This is a genomic window from Streptomyces prunicolor, assembly GCF_045162825.1.
Classification (GTDB): domain Bacteria; phylum Actinomycetota; class Actinomycetes; order Streptomycetales; family Streptomycetaceae; genus Streptomyces; species Streptomyces prunicolor.
Genome location: NZ_CP108676.1, coordinates 10479944 through 10504193, shown reverse-complemented (window position 1 = coordinate 10504193; position 24250 = coordinate 10479944). Strand labels below are relative to the sequence as shown.

Below are 24250 nucleotides of genomic sequence, written 5' to 3'. Positions count from 1 at the left end.
CCGCACCGGGGAGCAGCGTCTCAGGACGCCTCCACCGCCGCCTTGATCCGCTGCCCGAACGCGGGCGCGTCCTTGCGTGCCGCGCCCAGCGCGAAACCCACCAGCAGCTTTCCGATGCCGTGGCCTTCGAGGACGTTGAAGATCCTCACCTTGGTCGTGCCCAGGCCGGTGGCTTCGAGATCGTAGCCACCCTCGTCCGCCGTCACCACGTTCTTCGACGTCTCCGTCCAGCGGATTCGGTTGGGGGCCTCGAATTCGGTGATCCGGAACTTCCGGCCCGTCTTCATGCCGGCGTCCTTGACCGTGCTCGTGAAGATCGTGCCCACTGCCGTCGGCCCCTCCGGAGTCTTGGTGATCTCCTGGACCCTCGGGCTGAACTTGGGGTCGTTCGTGCCGTCGGAAAGGAAGGCGAAGACTTCCTCGACAGAGCGGTTGACCTCGGCTGTCGCCTCAAACTGACCGGCCACGATTCCTCCTGTGCTGCGGTTGGAGTTCCGGCTGGGTGCGCGCCGTTGTGCCGAGCGTCCTCAGCCTATCGGCGCGGGTCCACCCGTGCTCCTCATGCGCACTACAGCTCCGTCAAGGTCGGCAGACGCGGTGCACGAGGTCCTGCCAGCCCTGTCCGACCCGTTCCTCGATCCGACGGGCGGCTTCGGTGAGGTCGGTCGTCGACAGGTAGAGCAGGAGAGGGCCGTCCAGGGCGGCGGTGAGTTGGACGGCCAGGACGTCGAGATCGGCGGGGCCGAGGCTGTCGTCGGTCCTGCCCATGAGCCGGGGGAAGCGGTAGTCGGGATTGGGGATCGTGTGCCCGCCGCCGGTGACCGTGAACGCCACGACGGGGGGCTTGCCGGGCTCGGTGTAGCGGGTCTCGATCACCGACGGGGCGTCCGATCCGTCGAGGGGCGATCCGGTGGGTGGCCAGCTGGTCGGGGGCCGGGTGATGCCGTTGACCTCGGCGAAGGCACGGGCGGTCGCCTCGGCGGACAGTACGGTGCCGCGCTTCTGGAAACCGAAGATGCTCGCCTCGCCGCCCTCGTACGGCATGATCGGGTCGCGCGTGCCGGCGATGAGCAGCACGGGCAACGGGGACTTCGGCTCCGTGACGGCCCACTGGTCCGGTGTGGGCAGGCCCGCCCCGATCACCGCGATGCCCGCGAGCAGCTCCGGCGTCCGGGCGGCGAGCCGGAAGGCCAGCTGCCCGCCGTTGGAGAAGCCGGTGACGAACACCCGGGCGGGGTCGATGCCGTGCCTTTGCCGGAACCGTTCGACGAGCGCGGCGATCAGGCCCTCGTCGTCGACGTCCTCCTTGCGGGCGGGGGTGACGGCGGCGGTGCGGCCGTCGTTCCAGCCGCGCTTGTAGCCGTCCGGATAGATCACCACGAACTTGTGGCGTTCGGCCAGCTTGTCGAAGCCGTATCCGGTGACCGCACGAATGGTCTTCCCGTCCTGCTGTGAGCCGTGCAGGACGAACAACAGGGGCGCGCCGGGCGGCAGATCCGCGGGCACGAAGGCGCGGTACGAGCGTGTCCGGTCGGCCACGGTGATCGTGTCGACCGTCACCGGGGCGCTCAGCCGCGGCTCGGCGGGCTTGGCGCTGTGCAGGAAATACCCGTACGCGGCGGCACCTGCCGGCACCACCGCACCGATCGCGGCCAGTGCCGTCACCGAGGCACTCATCGGTGTGCCCCCTGGTCATTCGTGGTTGTCGTGCATACCCGCCGTACCCGCATGGCCTTGTCCTCACGTCGTTCCCCGTACGTCCGGTACTCCGGGACGTTCTGCCTGCGCTTTCACCCTGCGGTCGCGGCCCGGGCGGTATCCAGGGACCGAGAGTCCGTGGCTGGCCGGTGCGCCCCGCCGTACCGTGGTGACCATGGACAAGCAGGCGCTCGCGGAGTTCTTGCGCGGCAAGCGGGAACGCGTACGGCCCGAGGACGTCGGTCTGCCGCACGGGCCCAGGCGTCGTACCCCCGGGCTGCGCCGCGAGGAGGTCGCGCAGCTCGCGCACATCTCCGTGGACCACTACAGCCGCCTGGAGCAGGCCCGGGGACGGCATCCCTCGCGCGCCGTGCTGACCGGTATCGCCCGCGCGCTGCGCCTGTCCGACCAGGAACGCACCCACCTCTTCCGCCTCGCCGGAGAGACGGCGCCCGAGCATGCCCAGGGGCCCTCCCGTGACGTGGACCCCGGCACCCTGAACCTGCTGGCGCGCCTCACCGACGCCGGCGCCCTCGTGCTCGACAACACCTGCCGGGTACTGGCCTGGAATCCGCTGGCGGCAGCCCTGTTCGAGGACTTCTCCACCCTGACCGGCTCGGACCGCAACGTCATCCGGCGCTATTTCCTGCACCCCGGGCACCACGCCTACGGCATGACCGAGCCCCACCGGTTCGTGACCGCCGCCGTCAGCTATCTGCGTGTCGCCACCGCCCGCTACCCGGACAACGCCGAACTCCGCGCCCTCGTCGACGAGTTGCTCGCCGGGAGCGAGGACTTCGCCCGGCTGTGGAACTCGCACGAGCTGCGCATCGAGCACCACAACCACCAGGAGATCCAGCACCCCCAAGTCGGGCCGATCGACCTGGACTTCGACGTCCTGACCGTGCCCGGCCAGGACCAGCAGCTGATCATCTTCACCGCCGAACCCAACTCCCGTGCCTACCGGACCTTGCAGCTGCTCAAGGTCATCGGTACGCAACGCATGGACGTCGCGACCTGATCCACCTGCCGTGCGACCTGCGGCACCGCCCGGTTCCAGGGCACTGAAACCACCGTGAAACCGAGCTGAATGCGCCCTGCCGCAAGCTCTGCGGCATGACGACAACGACCCATGAACTCGCGATCTCAGCCAGCGGGCTGTGCAAGGCCTACGGGGACAAGACGGTCCTCGACGGCATCGACCTGGCCGTGCCGACCGGCACCGTCTTCTCCCTGCTCGGTCCGAACGGCGCCGGCAAGACCACCGCCGTCAAGATTCTCTCCACCCTCGTGACCTCCGACGCCGGCGAGCTGCGGGTCGGCGGTCACGACCTGGCCACCGACGCGCACGCCGTGCGGGCGGCGATCGGTGTCACCGGGCAGTTCTCCGCCGTCGACGGGCTGATCACCGGCGAGGAGAACATGCTCCTGATGGCGGACCTGCACCACCTGTCCAGGCAGGAGGGGCGCCGGGTCGCCGCCGAGCTGCTGGAGCGCTTCGACCTCACCGAGGCCGCGAAGAAGCCCGCCTCCACCTACTCCGGCGGTATGAAGCGCCGCCTCGACCTCGCCATGACCCTGGTCGGCGACCCGCGGATCATCTTCCTCGACGAACCGACGACCGGCCTCGACCCCCGCAGCCGTCACAACATGTGGGGAATCATCCGGGAGTTGGTCTCGGGCGGTACGACCGTCTTCCTCACCACCCAGTATCTCGACGAGGCCGATGAACTCGCCGACCACATCGCGGTGTTGAACGACGGCAAGCTCGTCGCCGAGGGCAGCGCCGAGGAGTTGAAGCGACTCGTCCCCGGCGGGCACGTACGGCTCCGCTTCACCGACCCGGACACCTACCGCTCCGCCGCCGCGGCCCTGCGCGAGGTCACCCGGTTCGACGAGACGCTCTCGCTGCAGATCCCCAGCGGGGGCAGCCAGCGCGAACTGCGGTCCATCCTCGACTGGTTGGACGCCGCCGACATCGAGGCGGACGAGCTGACCGTGCACACCCCCGACCTCGACGACGTGTTCTTCGCCCTGACCGGCGGCGCCAAGGTCGCCCACCAGCCCAGCCAGACCAGCCAGACCAGCGTGCCCAACCAGCCCAAGGAGAACGTCCGATGAGCACCCTCTCCCTCGCGGTCCGCGACTCGTCCACGATGCTCCGCCGCAACCTGCTGCACGTACGGCGCTATCCGTCCATGACCCTCAACCTGCTGCTCACGCCGATCATGCTGTTGCTGCTCTTCGTCTACGTCTTCGGAAACGTGATGAGCGCGGGCATCGGTGGCGGTGGCGCCGACCGCTCCGACTACATCGCCTATCTCGTCCCGGGCCTTCTGGTGATGACCATCGGCAGCACCGTGATCGGAGCCGCGATCTCCGTCTCCATGGACATGACCGAGGGCCTCATCGCCCGCTTCCGCACGATGGCGGTCTACCGCGGCTCCGTACTCATCGGGCACGTCGTCGGCAGTGTGCTGCAGGTGCTCGCCAGCCTGGTGCTCGTCGGTGCCGTCGCCGTGGCCATCGGTTTCCGGTCCACGGACGCCACGGTCCTGGAGTGGCTGGCGGCCATCGGACTGCTCGTGCTGTTCGCCCTGGCACTCACCTGGATCGCGGTCGGAATGGGCATGGCCAGCCCCAACCCGGAGGCCGCCAGCAACATGGCGACACCGCTGATCCTCCTCCCGCTCATCTCCAGCGCCTTCACCCCGGCCGACACGATGCCGGGCTGGTTCCGGCCGATCGCCGAGTACCAGCCCTTCACCCCGACCATCGAGACCCTGCGCGGCCTGCTGCTCGGCACCGAGATCGGCAACAACTGGTGGATCGCGCTCGCCTGGTGTGTCGGCCTGACCGTGCTCGGCTACCGCTGGTCGACGTCACAGTTCAACCGCGGCCTGAAGTAGCCGTCATGGCAGCGCGGGCCGCCTCCCGCAACTCGTCGCGCTCCAGGGCGGCGTACTCCGACACCGCGTCGGCGTACGCCGCCCCGGCAGCGTTCCCGGCGTCCCCGACCGCCCGCCGGGCACGGTCCGCCGACATGGTCGGCTGGAAATCGCGCAGCACCCGCAGCCGTTCGGCCAGCGCGATCAGCCGTGCGGCGGAGGCGTCGCCGGAGACCAGCCCCGCCATGCCGAGGGCGTGCAACCCCGTCCCGAACACGGGGAGTTCCATGGGCGATCGGACCGGTCCTGCGAGCAGGGTCCGCATCCGCTGCCGCAGCCGGTCGACCACGTCCGCGACGAGTTCGAGCCGGCCGGCGTGCGCGTGCGCCGTCACCGCAGCCGACTGGACCTGGAGCAGCCACCGGTCGAAGAAGGGGTCGTCGTTCTGCGTCGAGCCGGCCTCGGGGATCGCCTCCACGTTGCGCCGCCACAGGCCGAGCCCGACCTCCGTCAGCCCACGGGCGAGCGCGATCTCGGCACGGCCGCCGAAGTCGGGACTGTAGACGTCGTCCTTCTGCGCGGGGTTGTGGTCCTCCGCCTGCCGCAGCCAGTACTCGGCCTCGTCGGGTTGACCGCGCTGGAGGCAGGCGAGGACGAGGCCCCAGCGGACGCCGATGGAGTCGTGCTCGTCGCCGAGGCGCGGCAGTGCCGCGAGCGCCGCCCTGAGATGTGCGTACGCGGCCTCGCCCTGCTCCGTCTGCAGGCACAGCTCGCTCAGCCGGGCGTGCCCCAGGACCTGGAGGAAGGGGTGATCGACCGGCGCCAGTGCCTCGATGCTCCGACGGGCCGAGGCGAGCGAGCGGTCGATGTCGTGCTCGTACTCCCAGACATAGGTGGCGACGCACTCGGCGATGCCGGCCAGCAGCGGCTGCTCGCTGGCGCAGAGCTCCCGCAGCACTTCGTAGTCCGGGGGCAGCATCTCGGGGACCGCGCTCAGCACGGCCGAGATGGCGCGCAGCAGGGTGTCCGGCGGAGCCGCGGGCAGCCGTCGCAGGGTGACGAGCTGGCGTATGACCTGCGGACCGTAGCCCATGAACAGGCTCGCCGTGCACAACACCGCGGCGGCGCGGGCGACTTCGACGTACTCGGGCTCGGGGTAGTAGTGCGACAACGGCGGGCCGGTGTCCGCGGCGAGCGCGGTGAGGCGGGGGTAGCTGGAACCGGTGGACCACAGGGCGGCGAGCACGGCGGTGAGGGCGGCGATGGTGGGACAGTCCGTACGGGCCAGGGCATACCGCAGGGCCAGCACCAGATTGTCCTGCTCACCCCTGATCCGCTCCCAGGCGGACCGAGGCTCCGACCCGAAGAACCAGTCGTGATGCGCGACCCCGAAGTCCCGCGCCCAGACGAGGAATTGGTCTACGGCCGCCTCGTCCTCGCCCGCCTCGGTACGCCGGGCCGCGCTGAACTCCCGTACGGTCTCCAGCATCCGGAACCGCACACCGGCCGGGGTGTCGGCGACGGTGAGCAGCGACTGGTCGGCCAACTGCTCCAGCAGGACCAACGCGTCGTCGCCCAGCACCTGTTCGGCCGCCTCGCCGGAGAAGCCGCCGGGGAAGACGGACAGCGTGCGCAGCGCCGCTCTGGCGTCCTCGGCGAGCAGGTTCCAGCTCCACTCGACGACCGCGTGCAGGGTGCGGTGACGTTCCGGCACGTCCCGTGCCCCGCCGCGCAGCAGCGCGAAGCGGTCGCCGAGGCGGCGGGCGATGTCCGGGACCGACAGGACGCGTACCCGTGCCGCCGCCAACTCCACGGCGAGCGGCAGCCCGTCGAGGTGCCGGCACAGCTCGGCCACCGCGTCCGGCGGCAGCTCCACCCCGCTCCGGGCGGCCCGGGCCCGCTGCGTGAACAACTCGACCGAGACACCGAGGCCGAGTTCGGGCAGCGCGTACACCGCCTCGGAGGTGAGACCGAGCGGAGACCGGCTGGTGGCGAGCACCCGCAGGTCCTTGGACGACGAGACGAGTGCCTGTACGAGGTCGGCGGCGCCCCGGACGACCTGCTCACAGTTGTCGAGGACCAGCAGCGCGGGCCCGGAGCCGAGCACGCCGAGCATGACGGTGACCGGGTCGCCCGAGGCAGACCCGCTCAGGGCACCGGCGCCGAGTGCGGAGGAGACCTCCGCGGCGACGTCCGCGTCCTGGGTGACACCGGCGAGCGGCACGAAGTACACGACGCGCTGTTCGGCCCGGCGGCTGACGGCGTGCGCGAGCCTGGTCTTGCCGAGGCCGCCGGGTCCTACGACGGTGACGGCGCGCGAGGAGCGGAGCAGCCCTTCGACCGCCGCGATGTCCTCGTCGCGGCCGAGCAGCGGATTCGGCTCGTGCGGCACACCGTGCCTGGCCACCGGGGCCTCACCACGCAGCAACTCCTGCTGTACGGCCTTGAGTCCGGCGCCCGGGTCGGTGCCGAGTTCGTCGCGCAGCTCCCGGCGGTACGCCTCGTACCGGGTCAGCGCGGCGGACGGGCCGGCCGTCGCCGCCTCGCCGCGCAGCAACTCACCGAGCACCTCCTCGTCGCGCGGATGCGCCACGGCTGCCGCGGCGAGCGGTCCGGCGGCCTCCGCGTGCCGTCCGAGGCGGGCGAGCGCGAGCGCCTGTGCGCGGACGAGTGTGTCGTGGACGGGGGCACGTTCGGCGCGCAGTGCGGCCACGGGGTCGTCGGTGTCGCCGCCCTGGTCGGGGGTGCCTTCCCACAGCGCGAGTCCGGCCTTGGCCGCGGCCAGCGATCCCCCGTGGTCCCCGGCCCTGGCCCGGTCCGCGCTCGCGGCGGCGTGCAGCAGCAGGGCTGAGCTGTCGACCTGGTCCTCGGCGAGGGCGAGCCGGTATCCGGTCGGCGTGCTGACGATGAGGTCAGCGCCGAGCTGGGCCCGGGCCCTGGACACGAGGACCTGGAGCGCCTTCCCCGGCCGTTCCGGCAACTCGTCCGGCCACAGCCCTTCCACCAGCCGCTCGGTGCTGCAGCCGGTGCGCAGGTCGCCCGCGAGCAACGCGAGAAGACCGCGGAGACGGGGCGCGGTGACCTCCTGTCTTCGATGGGCGACACGCGGCAGCAGGGTCAGGTCGATGGTCACCCGTGCAGGTTAACCAAGGTCCCGCCCCAGGCGCGCGAGTGGGGACAGCGCCATCAGCGCCGGGGACAGCAACATGCCAACGGCCATGACCAGCAAGCCGGTCCGCAGCCCCCACTCCTGCCCGAGGAACCCGCCGAACAGCGAGCCCAGCGGCGCAAGCCCCATGCCGGCGAAGGTGATCGTCGCGGCCACCCGCCCCTGCAACCCGTGCGGAGTCACGGCCTGCCGGACGGCCATGACCGTGACGCTCACCAGCTGCCCGGCGATCCCGAACACGAAGTTGACCGCGAGGAGTACGGTCATCGTCGTCGCGGACGAACCGTGCAGCGCGGGCGCACACGCGAACACGCCGTCGCCGAGTGCCGCCGTCAGCACGATCACCCGGCCGTATCCGAACCGGCCCGGCAGCCGGGCGGCGAGCAGCGCGCCGACGAGCGCGCCCGGACCGGTCGCCGCGAGCGCCAGGCCCACGGCGGTGCCCGAGAGGTGCAGTTCCCGGGGGAGGAAGAGCAGATAGACGGTCATCGTGGCAGCGAAGAAGAACTGGAAGGCGGCCGCGGCGAAGCACACGGCCCGCAGCGAGGAATCGCCGGCGACGAAACGCAGACCCTCATGGACCTGCCGCCATACGCGAGGGGAACGTTCCGAGTGCTCCGGGACGGACTCGGTACGGCGGATCCGTCGGACCGACAGGAACGACAGGGCGAACAACAACGCGCTGGAGGCGACAGCGACCGGCGCCGACAGCAGGGTCACCAACGCGCCGCCGAGAGCGGGCCCACCGATCTGAGCGGCGGACCGGCTGCCCTCCAACACACTGTTGCCCCGCACCAACTGATCGGATGTCACCAGCCGTACGAGGGAGGACTGATAGGCCACGTCGAAGAACACGGACAGGACCCCGGCGACGAAGACCAGCACGAACAGTGCGGGCAGACCGAGCCAGTTGAGCGATCCGGCTACGGCGGCGGCGCCCAGCACCAGGGTTCGGCCGACGTCGGCCACCACCATCACCGTGCGCGTCCGCCACCTGTCCACCCAGGCGCCGACGAGGAGCGAGAGCAGCAGGATCGGCGCCTGCTCGACCGCACGCAGGACACCCAACTGTCCGGCACCGACGTCGAGCGTCAGCACAGCGAAGAGCGGTAGGACCACCAGGCTTGACTGTTCGCCGAGTTGGGAGACCGTCTGCCCCAGCCAGAGCCAGCGGAAGTCATTGTTCGAAGTGGACGGCACAGGAACCCTTTGAGTTGCCGACAACGAGACCCGTGACCCGGCGCACGAAAGGGGCGCCATCGATCCGGGTGGGGTAAGGCTCGCTGTGCCGCAGCAACATCAAGGGCGGCACGCGATGACGGGCCGATCTCGGCCTATGCCGTCAACGCGCGCCCGGACGACCGGGCATCTCTGGGCTCCAACTTCTGGGCGGTCAGTGGCGGTTGGGACAGTAGCTCTTGGGGGCCTCACGCGAAAGCCAATTACTGCCCTCCGCTGAGCACATCGTTCAGCCGGCGCTCAGGAACCGCAGTACCGCCAGCACGCGGCGGTGGTCGCTGTCGACCGACGGCAGGTCGAGCTTGGTGAAGATGCTGTTGATGTGCTTGGCCACCGCGCTGTCGCTGACGACCAGTTGTCGGGCGATGCCGGAGTTGGAGCGGCCCTCGGCCATCAGGGTCAGTACCTCGCGCTCGCGGGGAGTCAGCCGGTCCAGGGGGTCGCTGGCGCGGCGCAGCAGGAGTTGGGCCACGACCTCGGGGTCCAGGACGGTACCGCCCGCCTCTACGCGACGGACGGCGTCGATGAAGTCCTCGACGTCGGCGACGCGTTGCTTGAGCAGATAGCCGACGCCGCCGGAGTTCGTCGTCAACAGGTCGGCGGCGTACCGCTCTTCGACGTACTGGGAGAGCAACAGGACCGCGGTCGTCGGCCACTCGCGGCGGATGACCAGGGCCGCGCGCACTCCCTCGTCGGACTGGGCGGGCGGCATGCGGACGTCCACGACGGCGATGGCGGGGCGGTGTTGGGCGACTGCGGCCAGCAGGGCGTCGGCGTCACCGGCTTCGGCGGCGACGTCGTAGCCCGCCATCTCCACCACCTTGACCAGGCCGATCCTGAGCAGGACCGAGTCCTCGGCGATCACGGCGAGACGGCGCACGGCAACTCCACGGTGATGACGGTCGGGCCTCCGACGGGGCTGTTGATCGTGAACGCGCCGTCCACGGAGGCCGCCCGGCGGGCGAGTCCGGCCAGGCCGGAGCCGTGGGTGGGGTCGGCGCCGCCGGGACCGTCGTCCGCGACGGTGACCCGGAGCCTACCCTCGCGGATCTCCACGGTGACGTCCGCCCGGGAGGCCTCGGGGGCGTGCTTGGTGATGTTGGCCAGCGCCTCGGAGACGGTGAAGTAGGCGACCGCCTCGACGGTCGGGGCGAGCCGCCGGGGTACGTCGACGCGCAGCCGCACCGGCAACGGGCCGCGCGCGGCGATGCCGGACAGGGCCGCGTCCAGTCCCCGGTCGTCCAGCACGGCCGGATGCAGGCCTCGCACCAGGTTGTTCAGCTCGTCGATCGCTTCCTTGGCCTCCCGGTGGGCCTGGTCGATGACCTGTCTGGCCTCGTCGGGGAGGTCGGTGAGCGTGGCCCTGGCGATACCGAGGTTCACGGCGAGGGAGACCAGGCGTTGTTGTGCCCCGTCGTGCAAGTCCCGTTCTATGCGCCTGCGTTCGGCGTCGGCCGCGTCCACCGTTCCGGCCCGGCTCTCGGTGAGGTCCTCAACCCGTCGCGTGAGCTGTTCGGTCCGGCTGGGGCCCAGCAGCGCCAGGGCGGCACGGGTGTCGAGGCGGACGAGGACGAGAGTGAGCCACCCGGCGAGCAACAGGGCAGCGATACCGGACGTGTTGATCCAGACGGCCTCCGTGGAGGTCTCCAGGAACTTCAGCCGCTGTCCAAGGGGCACACCCCACATCCACACGAGGGCGGTTCCCGCGAACACGCCCCAGCTCCACAGCACGACGGTGACGACCGTCCCGCACGACACCACTGGCCCCAGCAGCAGGTGATAGGCGAGCTGTCGCCAAGTCCCGCCGGACCGGAGCCAGTTCATCGCTCCACGGAGTGTGGGCCTGCGCTGCGCGACGGGGAGCAGCGGTATGTCGACACCCGCGAGCGAGGCGAACCTGCGGCGCTGGACGGCGGTCAGTGCGCCGGTGGCGAAGATCAGCCACGGTTCCACGAGCAGCAGGAGCGGAAGCAACTGCAGCGGTACGCCGGCGAGGTTGAAGACCGTCGCGCGGCCCACGCGTGCGAACACGCCGCGCAGCGCGGTGAGAAGGGGCATACGCACACCGTAGAACGCGGGTGGATCGCCGGACCATGCAGATGGTGCCCGCTTCATGCTGTAGCCAGCACCACCCCCAGGTCGGAAATCCACGTTACTGACCTGGGAGTTCATTCCGAGAAGCCTTGTCCTCATGACGACGACAACGTGCTGGAACTGGTCCGCCCGGGTGCTCACCGCCGCCGGAGTGGCACTGATTCCGTGGATCTTCGTGCTGGCGCGAGTGGCCGGCGCCTGCCCCGTGGCGTGGGTCGGCCTGGACACGATGGAGGCGATGGGCCTTGTCGGTACGGGCCTGTTACTGGCCCGCCGCGACCGGCGGCGGGTCGCCGTGGCCCCGGCCACCGCCGTCCTCCTGACGGTCGACGCGTGGTTCGACGTACTGACCGCCGGCCCCGGAGCGGTCCTCGCGGCGCTGCTGATGGCCGTCTGCCTCGAACTGCCGCTCGCCGCGCTGTGCACGGCGGTGGCATGGCACGCCCTGCGCGCGCTGCCTCCGCGACTGCCGTAGCTCGGGAGGCTCCGATTCGCGGCCGGAAGCTCGGCCGCCATTTACTAAGGCAGCTTTATAAACTAGCCTTAGCATATGAACGACGATCTGGACCCGAACGCGGTCGCCTCGGCCCTGCTGGCGAGCATCGGCGTGCTGGTGCGACGGGCCCGCCAGCAGCCGGTCGAGGGCGGGCTCACGATGCCCGAGAGGACCGCCCTTGCTCAGTTGGACCGGACGGGCCCCACGACCTCCTCGGCGCTGGCCCGGGAGGCGCAGATCACCGCGCAGGCCATGGGGGCGACGCTCAACGCGCTGCGGACCCGTGGGCTGGTCGAACGTCGGCCGGATCCCGACGACGGCCGGCGCGCGGTGCTGACGGTGACGGACGCGGGCCGGCAGGCGCTGCGGAACAAGCGCAACGCGCGGGCCGAACTCCTCGCGCGGGCCCTGACCAGCGGCGCGTTCACCCCGACGGAGCTGGAGCAACTCGCCGCTGCCGCACCGCTGTTGGAGCGGCTGGCCCAGAACATCTGACGACGACGGAGCCACGAGGAAGCTGACCGATGACAGACCCTTCCAAGACGCGCGCCCCGCGCCACCCGACCGTCGACGACCGGTACAAGTGGACGGCGCTGACGAACACGACCGCCGCGGTCTTCATGTCCGCGCTGGACGGCTCCATCGTGCTGATCGCCCTGCCGACGATCTTCCGGGGCATCCACCTGGACCCGCTCGCACCGGGCAACATCGCGTATCTGCTGTGGATGATCATGGGATACCGGCTGGTCCAGGCCGTGTTGGTGGTCACGGTGGGGCGGCTCGGCGACATGTACGGCCGGGTCCGGATCTACAACTCCGGGTTCGCCGTCTTCACCTTCGCCTCGGTCCTGCTGTCCTTCGACCCCTTCGACGGCGGCCATGGAGCGATGTGGCTGATCGGCTGGCGGGTGTTGCAGGCCGTCGGCGGCTCGATGCTGACCGCGAACTCGGCGGCGATCCTGACCGACGCCTTCCCCGAGGAGCAGCGCGGCTTCGCCCTGGGCATCAACCAAGTCGCCGCCCTGGGCGGGATGTTCATCGGTCTGGTCGCCGGCGGACTGCTGTCGGCCTGGGACTGGCGGGCGGTGTTCTGGGTGAACGTGCCCATCGGTGTGTTCTTCACCGTGTGGGCGTACCGCACCCTGCGCGAGACCGCGAAGCACGACGGCGGCCGCATCGACTGGTGGGGCAACATCACCTTCGCCGTGGGCCTCAGCGCCACCCTGATCGCGATCACCTTCGGCCTCCAGCCCTACGGCGGCCACACCATGGGCTGGACCAACCCGCTCGTCGACGTGCTGATCGCCGGCGGCCTGCTCCTCCTGGCGGCCTTCGTCGTGATCGAGAACCGCACCTCGGCGCCGATGATCCAGCTGAGCCTCTTCCGTCAACGGGCCTTCACCTTCGGCAACTTGGCGGGCCTGGCCATCTCGATCGGCCGGGGCGGGATGCAGTTCGTGCTGATCATCTGGCTGCAGGGCATCTGGCTCCCGCTGCACGGCTACGACTACGGCGACACCCCGCTGTGGGCCGGCATCTTCATGCTGCCGCTGACCGCGGGCTTCCTCGCGGCGGGACCGGTCTCCGGGTATCTGTCGGACCGGCTCGGTTCCCGGGGGCTGGCCACCGGCGGCGCGGCACTGTTCGGCGCGACCTTCCTGGGCCTGATGTGCCTGCCGATCGACTTCAGTTACTGGATCTTCGCGGTGCTGATCGCGCTCAACGGGATCGCCAGCGGGATGTTCGCCTCCCCCAACTCCTCCTCGATCATGGGCAGTGTGCCCGCCCGGTTGCGCGGTGTCGCCTCCGGTATGCGCGCCACCTTCCAGAACTCCGGTACCGCCGTCTCCATCGGGGTGTTCTTCTCCCTGATGATCGCCGGGCTGGCCAGGAGCCTCCCGCACACGCTCACCGCCGGACTGCAACAGCAGGGAGTTCCGGCCCACTTGGCCGCCCAGGTCGGCGGCCTGCCGCCGGTCTCGTCCCTGTTCGCCGCGCAGTTGGGCGTCAACCCGATCCAGCATCTGCTCCAGCCCAGCGGCGTCCTGACCCATCTGACGGCGGCGCAGCAACACACCCTGACCGGCAGCGAGTTCTTCCCGAGCCTGATCTCCGGGCCCTTCCACTCCGGCCTGGTCATCGTGTTCGCCTTCGGCGCCACCCTCGCCTTCCTCGCCGCGATCGCCTCCCTGCTGCGCGGCGCGGGCACCGGTCCCACGGCCAGGACACCGGGACCGCACAAGGCCGCCACCGGCGACACGCTCGCCCGACCGGACAGGTAGCCCGGCGGCACCCCTTCCCCACCCTCAGCAAACCGGCCGACACCGGAGAAGCGAGCAACCCCCATGCCACTGACAACGATCGACCCCGCGTCCGCCCTCGTCGTGATCGACCTGCAGAAGGGCATCGTCTCGGCCCGCACCGACGATCCGACCACCGCCATCGCCGACGCCGTCAAGCGGTCGACCCACCTGGCCACCGAGTTCCGGCGACGCGGACTTCCCGTGATCCTGGTCAACGTCACCGGCCGCGCTCCGGGACGTACCGACACCGGACGGTCCGTCAACAGCGCGGCCCCGCCCGCCGGTTGGGCCGACCTCATCGACGAACTCGACGTACAGCCGACCGACCATCTGATCACCAAGCGTCGGCGCAGCGCGTTCCACGACACCGGACTCGACACGCTCCTGCGGGACTTGGGCGTCACGCAGGTCGTACTCTCGGGTGTCGCGACCAGTTCGGGCGTCGAGTCGACGGCGCGCTCGGCCTCCGACCACGGCTATCACGTCGTCCTGGTCACCGACGCCATGGGCGATCCGGACCCCGAGGCCCATCGCCACAGCGTCGAGCGCGTCTTCCCCAAGCTGGGCGAGACCGCGACCACCGCCGAGGTCATCGACATGGTGGAGGCGACCCGATGACCCTGCTGGGCCGACTCCTCCACAACCGCAGAGCAGGCGAGACCCACACGGCGTGGAACCTGCCCAACTTCCAGGGCCCCGAGCAACTGACGCTCACCAGCCGGGACTTCGGCGACGGCGACACCATGCCGCTGAAGCACTGCGCGAAACAGATCGGCGGCGACGACCTGTCCCCGCACCTGGCCTGGACCCCGCTCCCGCCCGGAACCGCGCAACTCCTCCTGGTCGTAGAAGACATTGACGTCCCCATACCCAGGCCCGCCGTGCACTGCCTCGCCCTGATCGACCCGGCGACCGGGCACCTGGAGCCCGGCGCCCTGTCCGCACGGCAGCCCGGTCCCGGGGTGCGGATACTCCGCTCCACGATCGGACGGGGCTACCACGGTCCCGCACCCATCAAGGGCCACGGCCCGCACCGCTACGTCTTCGAGCTGTTCGCCCTCTCGGCCGTCGTGGACGGCGCCTCCGGCACGACGCCGGTGGACCGGGCACGCCCCCGCGCCCTCCTGCCCACGGTCACCGCACCCGTCCTCGGCCGGGGCCGACTGACCGGGGTCTACGAACGCTGACCCCAACTCCCCTCGGTGTGCGACCGGTTCAGTCGACGACCGGTACGGACGGTGCCCCCGGCGGCATGTTGAACGGGGTGACCACCTGGATCACCGAGGGCAGTGTCGGGCCGTCGTCGGGGAGGGCCTTGTGGGCGCGCATGACGATCTGGCAGGCGCGGCGCATGTCCTGGCGCAGGTCGTGGTGGAGGACCGCGGACAGGCGGCGCTCGCGCAGCAGGCGGGTGTTGTCGTGGTCGAGGTCGTGGGCGATGAACACGGCGCACTCCCGGCCGAGCGCGTCGAAGGCGTCGAGGGTGGCGAGGTTGCCGCCGCCCGCGGAGTAGACGGCGATGAGGTCCTCGTCCCGTTTCAGCGCCTCCAGGACCAGTTCGTGCTGGGTGGCGTCCAGGCCGTCGCTGTCGGTGACCTCCACCAGGGACCGCCTGGGGTCGGCGAGGCGCATCGCGCTGCGGAAGCCCATCTCGCGTTCCTCCTCGCCCCGGAAGGAGCCCCGGCTGATGGTGGTGAGCACGTTGCCGGGCCGCTTGCCCAGCCACTGTCCGAGGAGGTAGGCGGCGGTGGCGCCGGCCGCGCGGTTGTCGATGCCGACGTAGGCAAGGCGTGCGCTGTGGGGCAGGTCGGTCACCAGGGTGACGACGGGGATACCGGCCCTGATCAGCCGCCCGACGGCGGCGGCGATCTCCGGCTCGTCGGGGGCCTTGAGGATCACACCCTGCGAACCGCGCCTCGCGATCCCGTCCAGTGTTCCGGTCAGTTCGGCGGGCGGGCAGGTCTCGCGGAAGTGGAAGCGTGAGCGCACGAGGGCGGGATGCAGGGAGGGCAGTTCGGCTTCGAGTGCGTCCCGTACGGCGGTGGAGAACCGCTCCGGCGTCTGCATCACGATGTCGATCATGAAGGTGCGGCCGCCGAGCCGGATCTGGCTCTGCTGGCGGTCCAGGTCGTTGATGGCTTCCTGGACCTCCCTGATGGTGCTCTCCGTGACATTGCCCCGCTGGTTGAGGACACGGTCGACAGTGGCCGTGGACAGCCCGGCCTGACGGGCGATTTCCCTGATCGGGTACCGGTGACGCATGAGTGATCCCCCAGACCGATGATGCACTTTTGATGTTGCGAGAGGCATTGAATGATGGGTTTATTTTATCAAGACTGGCAGAAACGCACTGACAGCGAAAGGGACCCGGATGTCTCCCATCACCGCAAGGACGCGGACTTGGCTGACCGAGGCGGACTGCGATCTCGACGCGTTCCGCTCACTCGTGGAGCAGCGCACCGACATCGCCGACCATCCCTCGGCCGAGCGGATCGAGCAGAACGTCCCGCTCTACGACAGCGCCCGGCTCCGTGCTCTCACGGCCACCGCCGAGGGCCGCCGGGACGTGCAGAGCGAGCTGGTGGGGGCGCTGCTCGACGGGCCCGGCATCGTGGTCCTCAAGGGTGCCTTCCCGGACGAGGCCGTCGTGGACCGGGCGTCCGAGGCCTTCCGCGCGCTGATCGAGGAGGAGCGCGCGAGCGGCGCGGCCCGCGGCGACCACTTCGCCAAGCCCGGCGCGAACGACCGCGTGTGGAACGCCCTGGACAAGATCGCCGTACGGGCGCCCGAGGCGTTCGCCGACTACTACGCCAACGACATCCTGGAGCTGATCTCGGAGGCCTGGCTCGGCCCCGCCTACCAGGTCACCTCGCAGCTCAACGTGGTCAACCCGGGCGGCGCGGCGCAGAGCGTGCACCGTGACTACCACCTCGGTTTCCTCTCCCAGGAGCAGGCGGCGGCCTATCCGGCGCACGTCCACCGGCTCTCGCCGGTGCTGACCCTGCAGGGCGCGGTGGCCCACGTCGACATGCCCGTCGAGTCCGGCCCGACGCTCTATCTGCCGCACTCTCAGAAGTTCGAGCCCGGCTATCTCGCGTGGCGGCTCCCGCAGTTCGTCGAGTACTTCGAGACGCACCACGTGCAGCTGCCGCTGGAGAAGGGCGACGCGGTCTTCTTCAACCCGGCGCTCTTCCACGCCGCCGGCCACAACCGCTCGGCCGACATCAAGCGCATGGCCAATCTGCTGCAGATCTCCTCCGCCTTCGGCCGGGCGATGGAAACGGTGGACCGCGAGGCGATGTCGAACGCCCTGTTCCCGGTACTGCTGAGCCGCAAGGCCGAGGGCGTCTCCGAGGACTGGCTGCGCCATGTGATCGCCGCCACCGCCGAGGGCTACCCCTTCCCCACCAACCTCGACCTCGACCCGCCGGTCGAGGGTCTCGCCCCGCCCTCGCAGGCGGACACCCTCCACCAGGCCGTAACGGAGGAGTGGGACACGGAGCGGCTGCGCCACGAACTGCAGGCCGCCGCCAAGCGCCGCCAGAGCTGAACCGAAGCCGAAAAGGACACATCACACTCATGGGACTGCTTGAGGACAGAGTTGTCCTCGTCAACGGAGGCAGCCAGGGCGTCGGCGCCGGTGTCGTACGGGCGGCCGTAGGTGAAGGCGCGACCGTCGTCTTCACCGGCCGTCGCCCGGAGGTGGGCGAGAAGCTCGCCGCGGACACGGGTGCGTGCTTCGTGCGGGCGGACCTCTCCGATCCGGCACAGGCAGGCGACAGCGTCGTACAGACCGTCGAGGCCCACGGGCGCGTCGACTGCCTCGTCAACGCGGCGGGGCTGACGTCACGCGGCTCGCTGCTGGACACCACACCGGAGCTGTTCGACCAGCACATGGCGATCAACCTGAAGGCGCCGTTCTTCGCCATGCAGGCGGCCGTGGCCGACATGACCTCCCGCTCAGCGCCCGGGACGATCGTCAACATCGGCTCCAACTGCGCCCACGGCGGGCCCTCTCACCTCGCCCCGTACTCTGCGGCCAAGGCGGGCCCAGCAGCGCGACGACCACACCGACCCACACCTTCATGGTCAGCTGATAGCTGACCATGCTCGCCGTCAGCGCCGAGGTGATCACCGCGACACCGGCGGAGAGGTCGAACTCCCCACCGATCATCAACAGCGCCACCGGCAACGCCATGATCCCGATCGTCGACGAACCGTAGAGAATGTTCGCCATCGAGGCGCCGTCCCGCACCGGCGGAGCAGCGACCAGGAAGAACACGTACACCGCAGCGGCACCGAGGAAGAAACCCACCTCGGGGCGGGCCAACAGCCGTAGCGCCAGGGGCCGTTCAGCGGTCCGCCCGTCGGTCTGCGGGACCGGCGGAGCCGGCGACGGGGAGTCCGTCGCCGGTGCCGTGAGCTGGGTCATGGGCGTCACCGCGTTCCCTTGGCGGCGAACTCGGCGACCTTGGCGACGTTCGTCTTGTCGACGAAGGCCGGGCCGGTCAGCACAGGTGCCTCACCGCCGCCGCTGTAGTTGCCGTTCGTCTTGTAGAGCCACAGCGAGTCGACGGCCAAGTAGCCCTGGAGGTAAGGCTGTTGGTCGATGGCCCACTGGATCTTGCCGGCCTTGATGGCGCCGACCGCGTCCTTGTTGAGGTCGAACGTGGCGAGTTTGGCCTTGCTGCCGGCGTCGGCGATGGACTGGATGGCGGTCATCGCGAACGGGGCGCCGAGCGTCGTCACGTAGTCGATGGTCTTGTCCTGCTGGAGCTTGGCCGTGATCGTCGACTTCACCGACGGCATGTCGGTACCGTTGACGTTGAGGATCTCGGTCTTGCCGGTGAAGGTCTTCTTCACGCCGGCGCAGCGGGCCTCCAGGGCCACCTGCCCCTGTTCCATGATCACGCAGATGGTGTGCTTGGCGCCGGCGGCGTTGAGTTTGCGGCCGAATGCCTCGCCGGCGATGCTCTCGTCCTGGCCGAAGTACTCGATCAGACCCTGCTTCTTCCAGTCCTGCACACCGGTGTTGAAGCCGACAACAGGGATGCCGGCCTTCTCGGCGACGCCCATCACGGACTTCATGGCGTCGGGTTTGGCGAGCGTGACCGCGATGCCGTCGACCTTCTGGTCGATCGCGTTCTGCACCAGGTTCGACTGGTTGGGGCCGTTGGGGTCGGACGAGTAGATCAGCTTGACGTTGTCCTTGGCCGCGGCGGCCTGGGCGCCCTTGCGGATCGTGTCCCAGAAGGTGTCACCGGGCGCCGCGTGCGTGATCATCGCGATCGTCATACGGGGAGTGGTGGCCTTGCCGGCCGAGACACCGGAGGTGTCCTCCGTGGACTGCTTGCCTCCGGAGCTGCTGGAGCAGCCGGCCACAAGGAGTGCGGCGGCTGCGGCCGCCGCGACGACGGGGACGATTCTGCGGGGGTGGGATGTACGGTCCATCTTCCGGCACCTCACTGTGCTGCGGGGGAAACGGAGAAGCGGCTGGCCGAGCGAAGGCTGCGGATCACATGCCGTTAACACGGCTGTTGCTTATGACGAGATAGAACCGTCATGCCACCCCGGGGTCAACGCTTGTAATGACATCATTTATCCATCACGACAAGATGTCTGAACAATTTCTTGACCGCCGCTAAAACATGCCCCGTACACCGAAATGGAAATGAAAACAGGGGCGGCGGGAACGACCGCGGTTTCGCTCCCGCCACCCCTGTGGCCCTTTTCAGTTCACGAGTGCCGCAGCACTCCGATAGGCCGCCGCGGCGGCCTCCCGCACCGGCAGCGCGCGGTGCGCGTCGGACAGGATCTCCACGCCCCAGGGGCCCCGGAAGCCGGCCGTACGGAGTGCGGAGATGATGCCCGGCAGGTCGAACGAGCCCTCTCCGCACAGGAGGCGGCGGTGGACGGTGTCCTCGAAGAGCGTGCCGACGACCTGGCTGTCGGCGTCGTTGAGCTCCACACCCACGATCCGCGCACCCGGCACGTCCGCCAGCTCGGCCGGCGGGGTGTGGGCGCGCTCGGTGTGCCAGACGTCGATGATGAGGCCGCCCGCCGGGTGGCCGGCGGCCTCCACTAGCCGTAGGCCGTCGTGCACGGTCCTGAGGTTGGACCAGGGCAGCGGTTCGACCCCGAGCCGGGCGCCCACCCCGTCGGCCTGCGCGGCCAGCACGGCGAACTCCTTGGCCCAGACGTCGAGTTCCCAGGGTTCGTCGGACACGTCGGGGCCGATCTTGAAGGTGCGGGCGCCGAGCGCCTCGATGGCTCTCAGCATGCCGACCCGGACGGTGTCCGACGCGGCCCGCCGGGGTCCGTCGGCCCACCAGTCGGTCAGCAGCTCCAACTCGACATGGCTGATCCCGTTGTCCTCGAAGAGGGACCGGATACCGGCGATGCCGAATTCACGCTCGGCCTCCACCAGGTCCGCGTAGAGCAGTCCGAAGGCGGTGAATCCGGCGTCGCGTGACGCCTCCACCCGGTCCCGCAGATTCAACGGACTGCGTTGATCCGCCTCGTCGGGAGCCGCGTCGCCCGCCGTGGTCCAGCACGTGGCCAGAAATTGGTCAGCGGTCATTTCTGTTTCCCGGATCCCTCATGGTCGGATTCCTTGAGTTCACAAAGACACGGCGCCCGATCGCTCCGGAATTCTGAGATGGGACCCGCACATCGGTCAATTCCTCGGAACACATCAAAGGCACATCAGGCCCGAATTCGGCTACGCGACACCGCGCAGCACCGAGCGCAGATGCTCGGCGCTGGCCCACACGTCCTCGACCGGGCCCTTCGCCTTGGGCTCCTCGGTGAGGATGGTGTCCTGTTCGAGGACGTACCAGCCGTCGTAGCCGCGTGCGCTGAGGTGGGTGACGATGGCCTGGACATCCACGTCCCCGGCGCCCAGCGGGCGGTACATGCCCTTGCGCACGGCGTCGGTGTAGCTGAGCTGCCCGTCCTGGACCTTGGCGGCGAGGGAGGCGTCCACGTCCTTCATGTGGGTGTGGGCGATGCGCTCGGGGGCCTGCCGGGTGAGCTCGGCGGGGTCGGTGCCGCCGATGAGGAGGTGGCCGGTGTCGAGGCAGAGGGAGATCGCCGAGTGCTCCAGGACGCGCCGGACCTCGTCGCCGTTCTCGATCATCGTGCCGACGTGCGGGTGCAGAACGGCGCGGACACCGCGTTCGGCGGCCAGCGAGGCGAGCCGGTCGAGGTTGGACAGCAGCAACTTCCAGCCGTCTGCGTCGAGTTCGGGGCGGGAGTCGTAGCCGTCCTGACCGGTGACGGCCGACAGCACGAGCACCTCCGCCTTCGAGGCGTCGTAGCCCGCCAGGAGCTGTTCGGCCTCGGGCAGCGGGTCGTGGCCGGGCACGTGCAGCAGCAGCGGGGTGAAGCCGCCGACGGCGTGCAGGTCGTGGTCGGCGAGGGTGCGGGCCATGGCGCCCGGTTCGGCGGGCAGGAATCCCTCGGGGCCGAACTCGGTGGCGGCCAGGCCGACCTCACGCATCTCGTTCAGCACCCGCTCGGGCGTCAACTGGTAGCCCCAGCCGGGGACTTCGCACACGCCCCAGGAGATGGGGGCACCGGCGATCCTGTTTTGGGGGGAGGTGGTCATGCTGTGGCCTTTCTGAGATTCCGGTCGGGGTGGGACGAGGGGTGGGAACCACGTCGGGACGAGCGGACGGCGGCTGATCGCAGGCTGAACGGGTCGTGGGCGCGCGTCGACACCCCGAAGGCGGTGACCCGCTCCCCCAGGACTGCGCCCACGCCGATGCCGACGGGCCCGAGGACCATTGCCGAGTCCGCCGCAGGCGCCATCGCCCTCTCCCTCCAGAAACCGTCACAGCCGACCACAAGCTCGCTGATCAGTCGGTCGCCGGGTTGTTCACATGGGCGTAACGGTAGGTGCGGCGCAGGGCATTGTTGAAGGGGTCAAACCCATCATTAATCCTTCATTGGGCACCTCTTTTTCCCTCATCCGTCTCAGTGAGGCGCGCGCTTCAGGAACAGTTCCAGTCCGGCCAGGAGCCGTTCGACGTCGTCGGTGCTGGTGTAGGGCGCCAGGCCGATGCGCAGGCCGCCGGAGTCGCCCAGGCCGAGTCGGCGGGAGGCCTCGACGGCGTAGAAGGAGCCGGAGGGCGCGTAGACGTCGCGTTCCGCCAGGAAGCGGGAGGCGTCCTGCGTGCCGTGTGCGCCGAAGACGTCGTCCAGGGTCAGGAGCACCGTGGGTGTCCGGTCGCCCGCCTTCGAGTGGACGGTGATCCCGTCGAGCGCGGCGAGCCCCTGATCGATACGCGTACGCAGACTCTCCTCATGCTGATGCAGCGCCCCGAGGCTCGTTGCCAGGCGCTCGCGGCGACTGCCGACGGCTGCCGTGTCGAGACCGGCGAGGACGTCGACCGCGGTGCTCGTCCCGGCGAGCAACTCGTAGGGCAGGGTGCCGAGTTCGAAGCGTTCCGGAACCGCGTCGGAGGACGGCAGAAGCTTGACCGGCCGCAGGGTTTCCAGCAGTTCGGGCCGGGCGGCGAGGACGCCGTGGTGCGGGCCGAGGAACTTGTACGGCGAGCACACGAAGAAGTCCGCACCGAGTGCGCCGATGTCGACCAGGGCGTGCGCGGTGTAGTGGACGCCGTCGACGTAGACCAGGGCGCCCGCCTCGTGAGCGAGCCGGGACATCTCGGCGATCGCGGGCCGGGTACCGATCAGGTTGGAGGCGGCGGTGACGGCGACCAGCCGGGTGCGGTCGGACAGGGCGGCGCGGAGGTGGTCGAGGGTCAGTTCGCCGGTCGCGGGGTCGAAGTCCGCCCACCGCACGGTGACACCCGCCCGCTCGGCGGCCTGGATCCAAGGACGGATGTTGGCGTCATGGTCGAGGCGGGTGACGACGACCTCGTCCCCGGCCGACCAGGTCGTGGCGAGCGTGCGGGAGAAGTCGTAGGTGAGTTGCGTGGCACTACGCCCGAACACGATCCCCGAGGCCTGCGCCCCGAGCAGGTCACCCATGGCCTCACGGGCCCGCGTGACGATGCCATCGGCGTTCCGCTCCCCCACGGTCACCTGCCCCCGGTTCGAGAGGGGGTTGGCCAGCGCCCCGGTGATGGCCTCGATGACCGGTCGCGGGGTCTGGGTGCCACCGGGCCCGTCGAAGTGGGCGGGCGCACCACTCAGGGCAGGGAACAGGGCGCGCAGGGCGGTGATGTCGTAGGCCACGGAATTGAACTCCTGTCGATGCCGAGTGCGGGCCTCGGGGCCCCGGGTGTCCACAACGATCATCGGACATGGAGGGGTTTCGGGGCAGAGGGCGAGGGCTCACCGTCCCGTTCAGCGCGAATATCGACGGACTGCACGCGTCGGGTCGGCGCTCCACGACGCGTCCCAACGCCCCACAGAGGCGGATGGCTGTGCCGATATGCGGCTCCACCGTGCCCCTCAGGGGCGCGGGGAACTGCGCAACCAGCCCCCACCGACCTGCACTCACCAGACGGCCCAAACCCCCGGCAAAGCGGTGGCCCGGTGCTGCGTCTGCATATGGCTCCGCCGCGCGGCCGCGCCCCTCGCAGACCGGCGAAGCCCGATCTTTCAGGGGCGCGGGGAACTGCGCGACCAGCCCCCACCGACCCGCACCCACCACACAACCCCAAGCCCCCCGATGCCGACAACTCCCTTCCCCAAAAACCTGGTTGAGCACCCGGCGACGCAACAGCCCAGGGCCTCAGCGTCCCCCTCGACGCGGAAGGAGACCCATCTCCTGCGCCCGCAACACCGTGCTCACGCGATCGCGCGTCCCCAGCTTCCGGTACAGGCTCTCGACGTGTTTGTGCACCGTAGCCACGGAGATCCCCAGGCGCCGGGCGATGGCCGAGGCCGTGAGCGCGTCGGCGAGCAGCAGCAGGACGGTGACCTGGCGCTAGGTGAGCCGGGAGTCCGCTGTCGCCTGCGACGCTTCGCGCACCGCCGTGCTCGCGCGCAGGCGCTCAAGGAGTTGCCGCTGCTGCTCCACACCGGCCAGCAGAGGTTGCAGCTGCTCGGCGGCCCGAACCTGGTCCTCGGTGAAGTGGGCGCCCGCGCGGTAGACGAGGCAGCCGGTCACCGGCGTGGTCGCGCCCGGCAGGGGTATCGCCTCGATCCGCCCGAGATGCGCCGCGGCGGCGGGCGAGAGCCCCATCGACCCGGCCCGGTCCGGTCCGTCCACTCGCCGAGTTTGCAGATCAGCGCCTCTCCGCCGCACAGGCCCGGCAGGACCGCGGCGACCATCGGCCACAGCCGCTCGGGTTCCCGTTCGTGCAGCGCCGCAACCGCGACCGCCAGCATGCGTTCGTACGCCCCGGCCGGCCCGCCATACGCCCTCACGATCCCGCGTGTGTGACTT

Annotated in this window: 22 protein-coding genes and 2 pseudogenes; 10 read left to right on the top strand and 14 right to left on the bottom strand. The window is 70.0% G+C overall.

Annotation, left to right across the window (positions count from 1 at the left end; translation table 11 throughout):
* Nucleotides 1–20: 20 nt before the first annotated feature.
* Together OG588_RS47490 and OG588_RS47485 are read right to left on the bottom strand one after the other, a co-directional pair.
* The gene (locus tag OG588_RS47490) at nt 21–467 is read right to left on the bottom strand and encodes an SRPBCC family protein (protein ID WP_405952732.1); all 447 of its coding nucleotides are present in this window, start codon (nt 465–467) and stop codon (nt 21–23) included.
* Nucleotides 468–579: 112 nt separating this feature from the next.
* Nucleotides 580–1677, bottom strand: coding sequence for an alpha/beta hydrolase family esterase (locus OG588_RS47485; RefSeq protein ID WP_405952731.1), 1098 nt, complete (start codon nt 1675–1677; stop codon nt 580–582).
* A 196-nt stretch (nt 1678–1873) separates the two neighbouring features.
* Here OG588_RS47485 and OG588_RS47480 point away from each other — a divergent pair, with 196 nt between their 5' ends.
* The 3 genes from OG588_RS47480 (at nt 1874) to OG588_RS47470 (ending at nt 4607) form a co-directional block, all read left to right on the top strand.
* Nucleotides 1874–2719: a helix-turn-helix transcriptional regulator gene (locus tag OG588_RS47480; protein ID WP_405952730.1), complete on the top strand. Its 846-nt coding sequence runs from the start codon at nt 1874–1876 to the stop codon at nt 2717–2719.
* 95 nt (nt 2720–2814) lie between these two features.
* Nucleotides 2815–3819: an ATP-binding cassette domain-containing protein gene (locus OG588_RS47475; protein ID WP_405952729.1), complete on the top strand. Its 1005-nt coding sequence runs from the start codon at nt 2815–2817 to the stop codon at nt 3817–3819.
* The gene (locus tag OG588_RS47470; protein WP_366097608.1) at nt 3816–4607 is read left to right on the top strand and encodes an ABC transporter permease; all 792 of its coding nucleotides are present in this window, start codon (nt 3816–3818) and stop codon (nt 4605–4607) included. Before OG588_RS47475 ends, OG588_RS47470 begins: the two co-directional genes overlap by 4 nt.
* Here the strand turns inward: OG588_RS47470 and OG588_RS47465 are convergent.
* The 4 genes from OG588_RS47465 to OG588_RS47450 form a co-directional block, all read right to left on the bottom strand.
* Entirely contained in the window at nt 4588–7719 is a 3132-nt protein-coding gene (locus OG588_RS47465; protein ID WP_405952728.1) for an ATP-binding protein, read from the bottom strand. The genes OG588_RS47470 and OG588_RS47465 overlap by 20 nt on opposite strands.
* Nucleotides 7720–7728: 9 nt before the next feature.
* Complete coding sequence (locus OG588_RS47460; RefSeq protein ID WP_405952727.1) at nt 7729–8955, bottom strand: MFS transporter; 1227 nt, start codon at nt 8953–8955, stop codon at nt 7729–7731.
* 268 nt (nt 8956–9223) lie between these two features.
* On the bottom strand, nt 9224–9805 hold the full coding sequence (locus OG588_RS47455; protein WP_405953397.1) for a LuxR C-terminal-related transcriptional regulator: 582 nt from the start codon (nt 9803–9805) through the stop codon (nt 9224–9226).
* A gap of 50 nt (nt 9806–9855) precedes the next feature.
* Nucleotides 9856–11052 (bottom strand): histidine kinase, encoded by a 1197-nt coding sequence (locus tag OG588_RS47450; RefSeq protein ID WP_405952726.1) that lies wholly within the window; start codon nt 11050–11052, stop codon nt 9856–9858.
* A gap of 133 nt (nt 11053–11185) precedes the next feature.
* Here OG588_RS47450 and OG588_RS47445 point away from each other — a divergent pair, with 133 nt between their 5' ends.
* The 5 genes from OG588_RS47445 (at nt 11186) to OG588_RS47425 (ending at nt 15074) form a co-directional block, all read left to right on the top strand.
* On the top strand, nt 11186–11563 hold the full coding sequence (locus tag OG588_RS47445) for a hypothetical protein (RefSeq protein WP_405952725.1): 378 nt from the start codon (nt 11186–11188) through the stop codon (nt 11561–11563).
* A 75-nt stretch (nt 11564–11638) separates the two neighbouring features.
* The gene (locus OG588_RS47440) at nt 11639–12079 is read left to right on the top strand and encodes a MarR family winged helix-turn-helix transcriptional regulator (RefSeq protein ID WP_266866769.1); all 441 of its coding nucleotides are present in this window, start codon (nt 11639–11641) and stop codon (nt 12077–12079) included.
* Nucleotides 12080–12108: 29 nt separating this feature from the next.
* The gene (locus OG588_RS47435) at nt 12109–13866 is read left to right on the top strand and encodes an MFS transporter (RefSeq protein ID WP_405952724.1); all 1758 of its coding nucleotides are present in this window, start codon (nt 12109–12111) and stop codon (nt 13864–13866) included.
* Between the two features lie 63 nt (nt 13867–13929).
* Nucleotides 13930–14505, top strand: coding sequence for a cysteine hydrolase (locus OG588_RS47430; RefSeq protein ID WP_405952723.1), 576 nt, complete (start codon nt 13930–13932; stop codon nt 14503–14505).
* On the top strand, nt 14502–15074 hold the full coding sequence (locus tag OG588_RS47425; RefSeq protein WP_405952722.1) for a YbhB/YbcL family Raf kinase inhibitor-like protein: 573 nt from the start codon (nt 14502–14504) through the stop codon (nt 15072–15074). Before OG588_RS47430 ends, OG588_RS47425 begins: the two co-directional genes overlap by 4 nt.
* Nucleotides 15075–15102: 28 nt before the next feature.
* On the opposite strand, the gene OG588_RS47420 is transcribed toward OG588_RS47425, so the two are convergent.
* The gene (locus OG588_RS47420) at nt 15103–16149 is read right to left on the bottom strand and encodes a LacI family DNA-binding transcriptional regulator (protein WP_398843090.1); all 1047 of its coding nucleotides are present in this window, start codon (nt 16147–16149) and stop codon (nt 15103–15105) included.
* Between the two features lie 109 nt (nt 16150–16258).
* On the opposite strand from OG588_RS47420, the gene OG588_RS47415 reads away from it, so the two are divergent.
* Together OG588_RS47415 and OG588_RS47410 are read left to right on the top strand one after the other, a co-directional pair.
* The gene (locus tag OG588_RS47415) at nt 16259–17437 is read left to right on the top strand and encodes a phytanoyl-CoA dioxygenase family protein (RefSeq protein ID WP_405952721.1); all 1179 of its coding nucleotides are present in this window, start codon (nt 16259–16261) and stop codon (nt 17435–17437) included.
* Between the two features lie 29 nt (nt 17438–17466).
* Nucleotides 17467–17943 (top strand): annotated as a pseudogene (locus OG588_RS47410) (SDR family NAD(P)-dependent oxidoreductase); the annotation flags it as partial.
* On the opposite strand, the pseudogene OG588_RS47405 reads toward OG588_RS47410, so the two are convergent.
* The 7 genes and pseudogenes from OG588_RS47405 to OG588_RS47375 all read right to left on the bottom strand — a co-directional run.
* Nucleotides 17939–18319: pseudogene (locus tag OG588_RS47405) on the bottom strand (ABC transporter permease subunit); the annotation flags it as partial. The pseudogenes OG588_RS47410 and OG588_RS47405 sit on opposite strands and share 5 nt — an antisense overlap.
* A 5-nt stretch (nt 18320–18324) precedes the next feature.
* A complete protein-coding gene (locus OG588_RS47400) occupies nt 18325–19338 on the bottom strand; it encodes a sugar ABC transporter substrate-binding protein (protein ID WP_405952720.1) in 1014 nt (337 codons plus the stop codon).
* A gap of 280 nt (nt 19339–19618) precedes the next feature.
* Nucleotides 19619–20467 (bottom strand): sugar phosphate isomerase/epimerase family protein, encoded by an 849-nt coding sequence (locus OG588_RS47395; RefSeq protein WP_405952719.1) that lies wholly within the window; start codon nt 20465–20467, stop codon nt 19619–19621.
* A 141-nt stretch (nt 20468–20608) separates the two neighbouring features.
* The gene (locus OG588_RS47390; protein ID WP_019056133.1) at nt 20609–21496 is read right to left on the bottom strand and encodes a sugar phosphate isomerase/epimerase; all 888 of its coding nucleotides are present in this window, start codon (nt 21494–21496) and stop codon (nt 20609–20611) included.
* 368 nt (nt 21497–21864) lie between these two features.
* Nucleotides 21865–23091, bottom strand: a complete 1227-nt coding sequence (locus tag OG588_RS47385) for a cysteine desulfurase-like protein (RefSeq protein WP_405952718.1) — start codon at nt 23089–23091, stop codon at nt 21865–21867.
* A gap of 502 nt (nt 23092–23593) precedes the next feature.
* Nucleotides 23594–23767 (bottom strand): response regulator transcription factor, encoded by a 174-nt coding sequence (locus OG588_RS47380; RefSeq protein WP_405953396.1) that lies wholly within the window; start codon nt 23765–23767, stop codon nt 23594–23596.
* Nucleotides 23768–23788: 21 nt separating this feature from the next.
* On the bottom strand, nt 23789–24073 hold the full coding sequence (locus OG588_RS47375; protein ID WP_405952717.1) for a hypothetical protein: 285 nt from the start codon (nt 24071–24073) through the stop codon (nt 23789–23791).
* Nucleotides 24074–24250: the final 177 nt, after the last annotated feature.